General features: G+C 64.8%; 11 protein-coding genes. 8 read left to right on the forward strand and 3 right to left on the reverse strand.

Annotation, left to right across the window (positions count from 1 at the left end; all coding sequences use genetic code 11):
- The 3 genes from FJ386_09150 to FJ386_09160 form a co-directional block, all read right to left on the reverse strand.
- On the reverse strand, nt 1–220 hold a 220-nt coding region (locus FJ386_09150), incomplete at its 3' end, for a hypothetical protein (GenBank protein MBM3876869.1).
- Nucleotides 221–325: 105 nt separating this feature from the next.
- Nucleotides 326–1,357 carry a zinc-binding dehydrogenase gene (locus FJ386_09155; GenBank protein ID MBM3876870.1) on the reverse strand — a complete coding sequence of 344 codons (1,032 nt, stop codon included), beginning with the start codon at nt 1,355–1,357 and terminating at the stop codon, nt 326–328.
- 21 nt (nt 1,358–1,378) lie between these two features.
- Nucleotides 1,379–2,542 (reverse strand): hypothetical protein, encoded by a 1,164-nt coding sequence (locus FJ386_09160; GenBank protein ID MBM3876871.1) that lies wholly within the window; start codon nt 2,540–2,542, stop codon nt 1,379–1,381.
- A 145-nt stretch (nt 2,543–2,687) separates the two neighbouring features.
- Between FJ386_09160 and FJ386_09165 the strand changes: the two genes are divergently transcribed.
- The 8 genes from FJ386_09165 (at nt 2,688) to FJ386_09200 (ending at nt 12,624) form a co-directional block, all read left to right on the forward strand.
- Nucleotides 2,688–3,488 carry an alpha/beta hydrolase gene (locus FJ386_09165; protein ID MBM3876872.1) on the forward strand — a complete coding sequence of 267 codons (801 nt, stop codon included), beginning with the start codon at nt 2,688–2,690 and terminating at the stop codon, nt 3,486–3,488.
- Between the two features lies 1 nt (nt 3,489).
- Nucleotides 3,490–4,215, forward strand: coding sequence for a YebC/PmpR family DNA-binding transcriptional regulator (locus FJ386_09170; protein MBM3876873.1), 726 nt, complete (start codon nt 3,490–3,492; stop codon nt 4,213–4,215).
- A 53-nt stretch (nt 4,216–4,268) separates the two neighbouring features.
- Nucleotides 4,269–7,034, forward strand: a complete 2,766-nt coding sequence (locus tag FJ386_09175) for an RND transporter (protein MBM3876874.1) — start codon at nt 4,269–4,271, stop codon at nt 7,032–7,034.
- Nucleotides 7,035–7,431: 397 nt separating this feature from the next.
- Nucleotides 7,432–8,772: a hypothetical protein gene (locus FJ386_09180; protein MBM3876875.1), complete on the forward strand. Its 1,341-nt coding sequence runs from the start codon at nt 7,432–7,434 to the stop codon at nt 8,770–8,772.
- 156 nt (nt 8,773–8,928) lie between these two features.
- Nucleotides 8,929–9,672: an ABC transporter permease gene (locus FJ386_09185; GenBank protein MBM3876876.1), complete on the forward strand. Its 744-nt coding sequence runs from the start codon at nt 8,929–8,931 to the stop codon at nt 9,670–9,672.
- On the forward strand, nt 9,672–10,427 hold the full coding sequence (locus FJ386_09190; protein MBM3876877.1) for an ATP-binding cassette domain-containing protein: 756 nt from the start codon (nt 9,672–9,674) through the stop codon (nt 10,425–10,427). The genes FJ386_09185 and FJ386_09190 overlap by 1 nt, the downstream gene beginning before the upstream one ends.
- Before the next feature lie 57 nt (nt 10,428–10,484).
- Nucleotides 10,485–11,624 carry an MCE family protein gene (locus FJ386_09195; GenBank protein MBM3876878.1) on the forward strand — a complete coding sequence of 380 codons (1,140 nt, stop codon included), beginning with the start codon at nt 10,485–10,487 and terminating at the stop codon, nt 11,622–11,624.
- 13 nt (nt 11,625–11,637) lie between these two features.
- Nucleotides 11,638–12,624, forward strand: a complete 987-nt coding sequence (locus FJ386_09200) for a sugar phosphate isomerase/epimerase (protein MBM3876879.1) — start codon at nt 11,638–11,640, stop codon at nt 12,622–12,624.
- Nucleotides 12,625–12,705 lie beyond the last annotated feature (81 nt).

Here is a 12,705-nt window from a genome sequence, read left to right on the forward strand (position 1 = left end):
CCTTGCGCACGCGCTGGCCGGTGTATTCGCAGAACCAGATGTTGCCATCCGGCCCGCGCACGACGCCGAAGGGATTGTTGATTTGCGCCGCCGTCGCCGGGCCGCCGTCGCCGGAGAAACCCGCCTGCCCGGTGCCTGCGAAGGTCGAGACGCGATTTGCCGCGACGGACGACGCCACCAAACCGGGCGTGAGAAGCAGTGCAAGCAGCCGGGAAGTCATGCGCGGAATGTGGCGTGCGCGGTGCGGGAGGCAAGCGCAGAGTGGGACGGCGGCGGACAGAACGAAGGCGACGGATCGTTCGCAGCGGCTGCGCATCCCCAAGAGTTACTCCGGCACGATGAGCACTTTGCCCATCACGGTGCGTTCGCGAAGCGCGGCGTAGGCCCGGCTGGTCTCGGCAAGCGGGAACACGCGATCAATCACCGGCTTGAGGCGGCCGTCGGCGGCCCACTCGAGCGTGGCGCGGAAGTCCGCGTGGTTGCGGCCGTAGCTGCCGATGAGCCGCTGCTGTTTCACAAAAAACGGCCACACCTTCAGCGTCAGCTCGCGGCCGGCCGTCGCGCCGCACGTCACAACGGCGCCGCCGCGGGCGAGGCACTGAAACGCGCGCGCGAGCACGTCGCCGCCGACGTGCTCGATGACGAGGTCCACGCCGCGCCTGCCGGTGAGCCGCCGGACTTCAGCGGGCCAGTCGGCGAGCGCGGAATCCACGGCGGACTCCGCGCCGAGCCGGAGCGCGAGTTCGCGCCGGGAGTCCGAGGAGCCGGTGGCCAGCACGCGCGCGCCGAGCTGCTTGGCAATCTGAATCGCCGCGGAGCCGACGCCGCTCGACGCGCCCACCACGAGCACCCAGTCGCCGGGCCGCACCTCGACGCGGTCCGTGAGCATGTGCATCGCGGTGCTGCCCGCGAGCGTGAGCGCGGCACTGGTCTGGAATTCCACCGCCTCCGGCAGCGCGACGAGCGAGCGCGCGGGCACGCAGACTTTTTCCGCGAAGCCGCCGTCGGAGTCCACTCCGACGAGCCGCGTGTTGAGGCAGTTGCTCTCCTCGCCGCGCAGGCAGAATTCGCACGTGCCGCAAAAGGAGTTGGATTGCACGGCCACGCGGTCGCCGAGCCTCCACTGGTCCACATCGGCGCCGAGCGCGGCGACTTCGCCGGCAATTTCGCAACCGGGTGTTCGCGGGAGGCGGATGGAGATGGGCAGTTCGCCGGCTTCGACCCAGAGGTCGAGGCGGTTCAGCCCGCACGCGCGCACCCGCACGACGACCTCGTCGTGGGCCGGGCGCGGGTCCGGCACGTCGCGAAGTTCCAGCCGGCCGGGGCATCCGTGGGCGACGAGCTGGATGGCCTTCATGGATGAAACGCGGGCGCGAGGTCAACGCGCGCGCTCGTTGAACAGGATGCGCAGGTTCTTGGTCTGCCGCCCCGCGAGAATGATGTCGGGCTTTCCATCACCGTTGAGGTCGGCGACCTTCATGTCCTCGACGGCGACTTCGTCCGTGGAGAGGGTGTCGGTGCGCCACCGATTCGCACCGGCGTCGAGCGGCGTGAAGAGCTTCACACCGGGCACTGCCTTGGGCGTCATGCCGCGCCACGCCGCGATGACCTGCACGGAACCGACGCCGAGGACGTCGGCGACGGCGAGCGCGTGGCCGTCCTTGAGTGAGTCGTCCAGGACCTGCCGCGCCCAAAGTCCCTTGCCGGACTCGGGCTGGCGATAGACGGCCACGGTGGTGCCGTGCATCGGCTCGATGGTGGCGAGGAAGCGCGTGCCATCGGGGAGGAAGCCGTCGCGCACTTCGCCCGTGGGCTGGTCGGTGAGCTGGCGCTTTTTCCACGAGCCGGTGCTGCGGCCAAACCACCACACGCCTTCCTTGCCACCGATGGCGAGTTCGTGCTCGGGGTCGTTGTCCCAATTGATGGGTTGGAAGTTGTGGCTCGCGTGCAAGAAGTCGCTCACGACCTCGGTCTTCCACGGCTGATTCACATCCGCGGGAACCGTGTAGGCGAGGACCTTTCCACCGACGCCCTCGTTGGCCTTGTTGCCGCGGCCGTGCAGGGGCTTGACGATCAGGTCCCATTTGCCCGCGGGATTCTTCGCCCAATGCATGCGATGGACGGTGGGCTCGTGGTGGAGCTTGACGGGCTCCCACTTCTGCGTGCGGTCCTTCGGGGCGACAAGGTAGAAAACCGCGCCGCTGTTGACGGTGTCGCCGGGATTCCACTCGGCGCCGACGGCGATTTCGCATTTGCCGTCGCCGTCAATGTCGCGCGCGGCGATGCAGACATTGTCCTTCGGCGTGAGGTTCTCGGCGATGAGATGCTTCTTCCACGTCGGGTTGTGATACCACTGGATGGTCTTCTGGTCGGCGAGCAGGATGTCGGGCTTGCCGTCGCCGTCCACGTCGGCGATGGCAAGGCCGTAGCCGATGCTGACGTTGGTGTCCACATTCACCGCCCGAAACCTGGGCGCGGGCAGCTCGGCGGCCCAGACTGCGACGGCGGCGATTGAAAGCGAGAAGGGAAGCAGAGTCTTCATGCGCGAGGCCGGCAGCGTAGCGCAGCGAGGACGGCGGGCAACGTTTTTCCCGGTCGCCGTCGCGTGAAACCGGCTCGCCTCCGTTGCGCCCGTGTGCAAGCCTCGCGGCGGATCCGGCGATGCAGGCACGCGCCCGGGTCGAGCCATGTTGCGCAAGTTCGAGCACAGCCAGGTGTATCACCCGACGCGGGAGATGGAGTTTGAGCCGTCGTCCGTCGGCCGCGCGTGGGAGGAAGTGTGGCTCACGACTGCGGATGGCCTGCGGCTGCACGCCTGGTTCTTCAAGGCGGACGAATCCTCGCCGCGCAAGGCGTTCGCCGTGCTGTTTTGCCACGGCAACGGCGGGAACATCAGCTCGCGCCCCGGCTACTACAAGGCCCTCTGCGAAACGGGTGTGAACCTGCTGACGTTCGATTATCGCGGCTACGGGCGCAGCGAGGGCCGCGTGGACGAGGCGGGCACCTACACCGACGCATTGACCGCGCTGGCGTGGCTGCAAACGCGGGGATTCCCGCCGTCGCACGTGGTCGCCTGGGGCGAATCGCTCGGCGGCGGCGTGGCGAGCGAGGTGGCGTCGCGCGTGGCGCTCGGCGGGCTGGCGCTGCAAAGTTCCTTCACGAGCATCGCCGACCTCGGCGAGGAGATTTTCCCGTGGCTGCCGGTGCGGTGGATCAACCGCATCAAGTATGACACGCGCGAGCGGCTGCCGCGCATCGGATGTCCCGTCCTCGTGATGCACAGCCGCGCGGACGACGTGATTTCCCCGCGGCACGGAGAGCGGAACTTCGCGGCGGCGCGCGAGCCGAAGTTGTTTTGGGAAATCGCCGGCACACACGTGGGCGCGCTCGACGCGGACCGGCCCAAGTTCGTCGCAGGAGCCGAGGCGTTCATGAAAATGGTGGACGCGGGCGTGAGGCAGCCCGGCGCCGGGGCCCGGCACGGCTGACATGGCGCGCCACAGCAAATGGTCGAAGGTGCGGACCTTCAAGGGGGCGATCGACGCGAAGCGCGGGCGGATGTTCTCGAAGCTTGCGCGCGAGTTGATGGTCGCATCGAAACTGGGCGGCGCGGATCCGGCGTTGAATCCCCGGCTGCGGATGGTGTTGATGCGCTGCCGCGCGGCGAGCATGCCGAACGAAAACGTGGAACGCGCGATCAAGAAAGGCGCCGGTGACACGGCTGGAATCTTGTTTGAAGACCTGACCTACGAAATCTTCGCGCCGCATGGCGTGGCCCTGCTCGTGGAGCTCACGACGGACAACCGAAACCGCACCGCGGCCGAAATCCGGAGCCTTGTGACGAAGGCCGGCGGCAAGATCGCCGACGCGGGCTCGGTCTCGCGGCTCTTCCGCAAGGTGGGCGAGCTCGTCCTTGCGCGGGACGCGGCGGCCGAGGACGAGTTGATGGCCATCGCGCTGGAGGCGGGCGCGGAGGATTTCGTGGCGGGCGCGGACGGGTTCGGGATCGTCACGGACCCGGCGCACTTCGAGGCGGTGCACAAGGCTGTCGAGTCGCGAAGGCTCAAGTGCGACGCGGCGCAGGTCATCGCCAAACCGGCGATCACCGTGCCGGTGGGCGGGCCCGCCGCGGAGGACGTGGCCGCGCTCATCGAGGCGATCGAGGATCACGATGACGTGCAGGAAGTGTGGCACAACGCGGACTTTTCGGAGTGAGCGCAGCCTTGATCGCAATCCGGTTCCAAATCTAAATCCCCCGCGCCGAGACTGTGCAAACCGAGCCCAAGCCATCCCTGCCGCAGCGCCTGCTCGGGCGGTTGTCGGACGCGGTGTATTCGTATCCGCGGCTCTTCTTCTATCCGCAGGTGGTGCTGTTCCTCGTGTGCGTGCTCTACACGGTGGTGAAGCTGGACTTCACGACGAACCGCGACGACCTCGTCGGGGCGGACAAGCGGTATCACCGGAATTTCCTCACGTTCAAGAGGGAGTTTCCGCCGCAAGACGACCTTGTGGTGCTGGTCGAGAGCAACGACCCGGCGCGCAACCGGCGGTTTGTCGAGCGTCTCGGCGCGCGCCTCGAGGCCGAGACGAACCTCTTCACCGACGTATTCTTCAAGGGCGACTTGCGGATGATGGGCTCGAAGGCGCTGCTCTTCGTGAAGGAGGAGGACCTGCGCGAACTGCACGGACAGTTGAAGGAGTTCCGCCCGTTCCTCGAAACGTTCACGCAAGCCACGAATCTCGCGTCGCTGTTTCAGTTGGTGAACGCGCAGTTCCGAACCGCGAAGCGCGAGGAAAGCGCCGAGAACAAGTCGCTCGTGAAGGCGCTGCCGGCGCTGGAGCGGCTGGTGTCCGAGGCGAGTGATTGCCTCGCGCGGCCGGGCACGCCGGGGTCGCCCGGCATCGCGTCGTTTTTCGGAGGCGGCGAGGAAGCCGAGCAGGAGCAATACATCACCTACGCGAACGGGCGCATTTACCTCGTCACGGCGCACGCGCGGACCGCGGACTTGAACGCGGACGCGGTGGAGCGATTGGGAGAGCTGGTCCGCCGCACGTCCGTGGAGGTGCCGGGCTTGAACGTGGGAATCACCGGCGAGCCCGTGCTCGAAGTGGACGAGATGAAGCAATCGCAAGAGGACACGATGGTCGCGTCGATAGTGTCGCTCGTGATCGTCGCACTGATCTTCATCTACGGATACCAGCAGACCGGACGGCCGTTGAAGGCGACGCTTTGCCTCGTGGTGGGGCTTGGCTACACCATGGGTTACACGACGCTCGTGGTCGGGCACCTGAACATCCTCACCATCACATTTGCGCCGATGTTGATCGGGCTGGCGGTGGACTTCGGCGTGCACCTCGTCACGCGGTATGAGGAGGAGTTGCGGCACGGGCGCACGGAGCGCGAGGCGTTGCACAAGGCGATGGTCCATACGGGCCTTGGGATTTTCACGGGCTGTTTAACGACGGCCGGAGCGTTCTTCGCCATGGCGATCACGAATTTCCGAGGCATCCAGGAAATGGGAGTGATCGCCGGCGGCGGCCTGCTCATCTGCCTCGTGCCGATGCTCACGCTGCTGCCGGTGCTGCTGTTGCGCGGCCGGCAAAACGTGATCGACCACGCGGCGCCGCCGGCCGAGGCCAAACGGGCGCGCATCGAGCGCGCGTGGCTTGAGCGGCCGGGTCTGGTGCTTGTGGTGACCGTGGTCTTGTGCGGCTTGTCCTGGTCGCGCTTCGGCCGGGTGCCGTTCGATTACAACCTGCTTCACATGCAGGCCGACGGCCTGCCCGCGGTGGTGTATGAGAAGAAGCTTCTGCACTCGGCCTCGAACTCGCTGCTCTACAGCGCCGTGATTGCGACGAATCTCCAGCAGGCCGTGGCGCTGGAGGCGAAGCTCACCAACCTGACCACGGTCGGAATGGTCCGCTCAATGGGGCAGTTCCTCGCGGAGAATCCCGCGCCCAAGCTGCAGCTCATCCGTGACTTGAAAGCGGAACTCGCGACGATGCGCTTCCCGCGGTTGGACACCAACCCGGTGAATGTCCCCGAATTGAGCCAGATTCTCTACTCGCTGCAGGGCTACCTCGGGCTTGCGGAAGAGGAAGTTCGCAAGGAGAACGATCTTGTTCTCGAGCAGAACCTGCGGAAGCTGCGGGACGCGATCCAGGTGCTGCGCACGCAAATCCTGAACGCCCACCGGGGCAGCGCGCCGGAAAAGCTCGCGGCATTTCAACAGGCGTTGCTGGAGGATTTGCACGAAACGCTGGAGACGATGCGGGGACAGGACGCCACTGCCGGTCTTCGGGTCGAAGACTTGCCCGAGCCGCTTCGGAACCGGTTCATCGGCCGATCGGGTCATTTGCTTCTGCAAGTCTATCCCTGCGTGGATGTCTGGCAACGCGAAGGCCAGCGAGCTTTCGTGGACGAGCTCCGTCGCACGCTGGATCCCGAGGACTCCGGGCATCCCATCATCACCGGAACTCCCGTGCAGTTGCTCGAATATACCACGCTGTTGAAGCGCAGTTACGAGGAGGCCGCGCTGTATGCACTCGCGGCGATTGCCCTGATTGTCTTTGCCCACTTCCGGAGTGTCGGGTGCGTCCTGCTTGCGCTCCTGCCAGTCGCCATTGGCGCGATTTGGATGGTCGGCTTCATGGGGTGGGTCGGCATCCCGTTCAACCCCGCCAATATCATGACACTGCCGCTCGTCATCGGCATTGGCGTATCGAACGGCATCCACATCCTCAACCGCTTCGCTGAGGAACAAAACCCAGGCATTCTCGCCAAGTCCACCGGCAAGGCCGTCCTCGTCTCCGGGCTCACGACAGTCGCCGGGTTCGGCAGCCTCATACTCGCGAAGCACCAAGGCATCAGCAGCCTCGGCTGCATCATGGCCGTGGGCACGACCACTTGCATGGTCGCTGCATTGACGTTTCTGCCCGCGCTCCTCAACCTTCTCGTGCGGCGGGGTTGGAAAATAAAAGGACCCAGCGGAGATAATGCACTACCCCCGCTGGGTCGGGAGGAACCGAGGTAAGAACCTCAATCAACTGGCGCGAACCTAGGATTCGGTCGGATTGAAGTCAAATACGAAGTTGCCGCCCCGGATACGGAGAAACCGGGAGAAAAGAGCCGATTCGTTAACGGTTTCGATCGGTTCGAGTTTTCCGCAACTCTTTGACCTAGCGACCTTGAGTGAGGGGAACGACCATGCAATCTGATCTTGCCGTGCGGAGATCGACTCACTGAATCCGAGTCGCAATCTTGACGCCCACCCAAGCCCTCTACATCCTGCGTGCGTGACCCCTTCCGTCGCGCGCCGGCCAGCCTTCAGTCAGTGGTGGCTCGTCATCCTTGGGTTTGCACTTCACCCCGCTCCATCGAGCCGGGGCGCGGACTCCTTCGTCGCGGGGCCCGCTCATTCCCGGTTCGAATTGACGCTGGAAGACGGCAACCGGACGGAGTTGCTCGGACCGCTTTATTACCGACAGCAAGCCGGGACGCGTTCGAGCACCGCGTTTCCGCCGTTTTTCTCCCTGTTTGACGATCCGGATGTCGCAGCGACCGAGTTCGACATCCTTTACCCGCTTCTGAGTTGGGATCGGTTTGGCGACGAGTATCGGTTCCACCTTTTCCAACTGCTCAGTTTTTCGGGCGGCAGCAGTCAAGACGACCTGATCACGCGGCGATTCTCGCTCTTCCCCTTCTACTTCCAACAGCGATCGGCAAACTCCAACGACAACTACACGGCGTTGCTCCCATTCTACGGCCACTTGAAGGGGCGCCTGTTGCGCGACGAGATTCGCTTTGTGCTGTTCCCGCTCTGGTCGCAGACACGCAAGCGCGACGTCGTCACCGACAACTACCTCTATCCATTCTTCCACATGCGCAGCGGGGACCGGATGAGCGGGTGGCAATGCTGGCCGCTGGTCGGGCGCGAGCACCGCGACGCTTTCATTCGCACCAACAGCCTCGGCATCGAGGAAACCGTGGGCGGGCATGACAGCTTCTTCGCACTCTGGCCGTTCTTTCTCCGGCAAGACAGTGGCATCGGCACCACGAATGACATTCACGAGCGCGCGTTCCTTCCTGTGTTCACTTCCTATCGCTCACCCGCGCGCGACTCGACCACGTATCTGTGGCCGCTCTACACCGTCACGGACGACCGGGAGAAACGCTACCGCGAATGGGGCGCGCCGTGGCCGCTCATCGTCTTCGCGCGCGGCGAGGGAAAAACCGCCAACCGCATCTGGCCGTTCTTCGGCCACGCGCACAATGACGTGCAAACGAGCGAATTCATCCTGTGGCCGCTTTGGAAATACAACCGCGCCTCGTCCGACCCGCTTGATTGGGAGCGCACACGCATCCTGTTCTTCCTCTACTCCGACCTCGTCGAACGGAACACCGCCACCGGCAACGCGCTGCGGCGCGTGGACCTCTGGCCGTTCTTCACATGGCGGCGCGACCCCGACGGGCACGAGCGCCTGCAAGTGCTCGCACCCATCGAACCGATCCTCCCGAACAACAAGAGCGTCGAACGCAACTGGTCCCACGTGTGGTCCATCTGGCGCGAAGAACGCAACGCCAAGACCGGCGCCACCAGCCAGTCGTTGCTGTGGAACCTCTGGCGCCGCGAGTCGAGCGCCGACATCAAAAAGGCGTCTTTCCTTTTCGGCCTCGTCCAGTATCAATCGTCCGCGGACGGCGCGCGATGGCGTTGGCTCTGGCTTCCTGCGAAAGACTCGAGAGCGCCGTCTGCTCCCGCAAACAAGTGATGAGCGACGGCTTGCCGACAATTCCACGACCCGTGATGCGTGGTGCGTGGTGCGTGACGACTGCGCACAGCCGCGCCTTCCCTCCACGCACCACGCACCGCCCATCACACCGGGCCCTGTCCCGCACCTGGCCCTCCAAACTCCGCACTCCGTAGCATGTTCCGCGACATCGGCCAACTTGTCGTCCTGTTCTGGAAAACGCTCGGCGCGCTGTCGTTCGCGTGGCGGCATCGGCGCAAGGTCATGGAACAACTCCACGAAATCGGCAACGCCAGCCTGCTCATGGCGTGCATTCTCGCGTTCTTCATCGGCGGCGTGCTTGCGCTCGAAATGGGCCCCGTGATGGTCGAGCGTGGGTTGTCGAACTACATCGGCGGCATCGTCGGACTCAGCCTCTGCCGCGAGCTCATCCCGGTGATGATGGCCGTGCTCATCGCCGGGCGCATCGGCTCGGCGATGGCCGCGGAAATCGGCTCCATGGCCGTGTATCAGGAGATCGATGCGCTGCGCACGATGAACATCAACCCGATCCACTACCTCGTTCTGCCGAGGTTCCTCGCGATCTGCGTCGCGTTGCCCGCACTCACCGTGCTCGCGGACCTCGTGGGATGGTTCGGCGGCGCGATCGTCTGCGCGACCAACCACCAGATCGTGCTGAGCCAGCAGTCCTACTTCGCAAACCTCCGGGAAACGGTCGGCTTCGATGACCTGATGCACGGCCTCATCAAGAGCTTCGCCTTCGCCGTGACCATCGTCACCGTCTCGTGCCATCAAGGCCTGCACACCATCGGCGGCCCGCGCGGCATCGGCCGGTCCGTCACCAAGGCCGTCGTCAACTCCATCATCCTCATCCTCATCCTCGACTACTTCGTCACCAGCCTGCTGCTGCAACTGGAGTAATGCCCACCCCCGCAAACAACCAGACCGTCCGCGTCGAAGTCCGGGGCTTGCGCAAGAGCTTCGGCGACCATGAAGTGCTGCGCGGCGTGAGCTTCGCCGTCGAGCGCGGCGAGATTTTCGTGCTGATGGGCCCGAGCGGCAGCGGCAAAAGCGTCCTGCTCAAACACATCATCGGCCTCGAACCGCCGGACGAAGGCGACATCCTCATCGACGGCCGGCCCATCCGCGACGAGGGCGTGACGGACTCCTTCCGCATGGCCATGGTCTTTCAATCCGGCGCGCTGCTCAACTCGCTCACCGTGGGCGAAAACGTCGGCCTCTATCTCGCCGAGCACGAGCTCAAGCCCCCCGCCGAGATCGAGCGCATCGTCGCCGAGAAGCTCGATGTCGTCGGCCTCAAGGGCGCCGCGCACAAGATGCCCGGCGAGCTTTCCGGAGGCATGAAGAAGCGCGTGGCCATCGCCCGCGCGCTCGTCATCGAACCGCAACTCATCCTCTACGATGAGCCCACGAGCGAGCTCGACCCGCTCATCTCCATCACCATCGGACAGGAAATCCTCGACCTGCGCGACCGCACCCACGCCACGAGCATTGTCGTCTCACACGACCGCGACCTAGCCTTCGGCATCGCCGACCGCATCGCGATCATTGCCGAGGGTGAGATCATCCTCACCGGAAAGCCCGAGGAAATCCGCCGCAGCACGCACCCGCTCGTTCAGCGATTCATCACCGCCGACTTCAAACCCAAGCACTGAGCCGCCACTCGCCCCTTGCCTTTCGCCGCGCCACAACCACACTGATCCGCAACACTCATGAAAACCTCCCTCGAAACCCGCCTCGGCATGTTCGTCGCCCTCACCGTCGTCGCCGCCGCCATCGTCCTCGAACTGGCCGGTGGCACGGACCTCTTCCGTCCCGGCAAGCGGCTTCACGCCCTCTTCAACACCGTGATGGAACTCAAGGCCGGCGACCCCGTGAAACTCTCCGGCGTGCAGATCGGCAAGGTCGAGAAGATCGGCATCGAGACCGTGCAGGAGGAGCAGCGCCGCGTCACCAAGGTCAAGGTCACCATGAAGATCAGACGCGACGCCGCGGTGCCCACCGATTCGCGAGCCACCATCCGTTTCGCCGGGTTGCTCGGGCAAAACTTCATCGGCATCAACGTCGGATCCGCCACCACCACGTTCGAGGACGGCGCGACCATCGACATCCTTGAGCAGACCGACCTCGGCACACTCATGACCAAACTCGACGAAGTCGCGAGTGGAATCCAGAACGTCGCCAAGAGCTTCAGCGGCGAGTCCATCCAGAACATCCTCGGCCCCTTCACCGACTTCATGAAGGCCAACCAGACCAAGCTCACCGCCACCATCGCCAACATGCAGATCATCTCGCAGGACATCACCGAGGGCAAGGGCACCGTCGGCAAGCTCATCAAGGACGACTCGCTTCACAAGGCCGCGCTCGACACCGTCAAGACCCTCAACGACACCGGCGCCGAAGTGCAGAAGTCCCTGACGGACGTGAAGGGCATGATGGACGACGCCAAGAAACTCATGGCCAACGCCAACGCCGCCGCGACCAACGTCAACTCCCTGTTCGACGAGGCGAAACTGGCCATCAAGGACGCCCGTTCCGCGCTCACGAACGCCCACACCGCCATCGCCGACGGCCGCACCATCATCGCCGACATCAACGCCGGCAAGGGCAACCTCGGCCTGCTCATCAAGCAGGACGCCCTTTACAAGGACGGTTCCGCCTCGCTCACAAACCTCCGGGAGATCCTCGAGAAGATCAACAAGGGCTACGGCACCGCGGGCAAGTTCGTGAACGACGAGAGCCTCTTCAAGAACGCGCGCATGACGCTCCAGAAACTCGACAAGGCCACCGAGGGCTTGGAGGACCAGGGGCCTTTGAGCGTCCTTGGCATGGTTGTCGGCCGGCTGTTCTAACTCGCATCACGGCATGAGCACCGAGTCCCTTCGCGCACCTCGCACGCGCGCTTCCACGTCACGCCGTCGTTTCCTCGCCGCCTCCGCCTCGCTGCTGGGCGCAAGCCCGCTCGTCGCGCAGCAACCGGCGCCCGCGCCGCGCAAGAAGCGCATCAAACTCGGCATCTCCACCTATTCCTACTGGCACTTCCGCTCGGCCAAAGTCTCCATCGAGACTGTCATCGAGAAGACCGCCGACCTCGGCGTCGAGGGCGTGGACATCCTGCATCGCCAGATGGACATCCCCGAGCGCGAGCCGCTCACGCCCGCGCACCGCGCCTACCTGCAGCGGCTCAAACGCCACGCGTTCACCAACGGCACGAGCCTCATCTGTCTCTCGATCCACCAGAACTTCGTCTCGCCCGACCGCGAGAAACTCCAGCGGGAGATTGATCACACGCTCAAGTGCATGGACATCGCGCACGAACTCGGCGTGCCGTGCATCCGCCTGAACTCCGGCCGGTGGGGAACCATCCCATCCTTCGACGCGCTCATGCGGGCGCGCGGCGAGGAGCCCGTGCTGCCCGGTCACACCGACGACGACGCCTTCAAGTGGTGCATCGATTGCATCGAGAAGTGCCTGCCCCGCGCGGCCGAGCTCGGCGTCATCCTCGCCGTCGAGAACCACTGGGGCATCTCGCGCACGCCTGAGGGACTGCTGCGCATCGTCAATGCGATCAAATCCCCGTGGCTCGGCGCGTTGATGGACACCGGGAACTTCCTCGAGGACCCCTACGACAAGCTCAAGGCCATCGCGCCCAAGACCGTGTTCGTGCAGGCCAAGACCTATCACGGCGGCGGCGAGTGGTATACGCTCGACCTCGACTACGACCGCATCGCGCGCATCCTCGCCGACGTGAATTACACCGGCTTCATCTCGCTTGAGATGGAAGGCAAGGAACACGCCGACACCGCCGTCCCCAAGAGCATCGCCACGCTGCGGAAGGCGTTTGGAGTTTGAACCACGGGAGACACGGACGCAGGCAATTAGAACGGTGCCGAAGACCCGGTCCTCCAGCACGGAGACGCGCCCGGTCGGGTC

The sequence above is a fragment of the Verrucomicrobiota bacterium genome, assembly GCA_016871675.1.
In the GTDB taxonomy this organism is placed as follows: Bacteria; Verrucomicrobiota; Verrucomicrobiia; order Limisphaerales; family VHCN01; genus VHCN01.

What these genes read in the sequence shown, in the direction of transcription:
- FJ386_09155 (MBM3876870.1), bottom strand. Translation starts at nt 1,357, where the DNA reads ATGAAGGCCATCCAGCTCGTCGCCCACGGATGCCCCGGCCGGCTGGAA.
- FJ386_09195 (MBM3876878.1), top strand. Translation starts at nt 10,485, where the DNA reads ATGAAAACCTCCCTCGAAACCCGCCTCGGCATGTTCGTCGCCCTCACC.
- FJ386_09170 (MBM3876873.1), top strand. Translation starts at nt 3,490, where the DNA reads ATGGCGCGCCACAGCAAATGGTCGAAGGTGCGGACCTTCAAGGGGGCG.
- FJ386_09200 (MBM3876879.1), top strand. Translation starts at nt 11,638, where the DNA reads ATGAGCACCGAGTCCCTTCGCGCACCTCGCACGCGCGCTTCCACGTCA.
- FJ386_09185 (MBM3876876.1), top strand. Translation starts at nt 8,929, where the DNA reads ATGTTCCGCGACATCGGCCAACTTGTCGTCCTGTTCTGGAAAACGCTC.
- FJ386_09160 (MBM3876871.1), bottom strand. Translation starts at nt 2,542, where the DNA reads ATGAAGACTCTGCTTCCCTTCTCGCTTTCAATCGCCGCCGTCGCAGTC.
- FJ386_09190 (MBM3876877.1), top strand. Translation starts at nt 9,672, where the DNA reads ATGCCCACCCCCGCAAACAACCAGACCGTCCGCGTCGAAGTCCGGGGC.
- FJ386_09165 (MBM3876872.1), top strand. Translation starts at nt 2,688, where the DNA reads ATGTTGCGCAAGTTCGAGCACAGCCAGGTGTATCACCCGACGCGGGAG.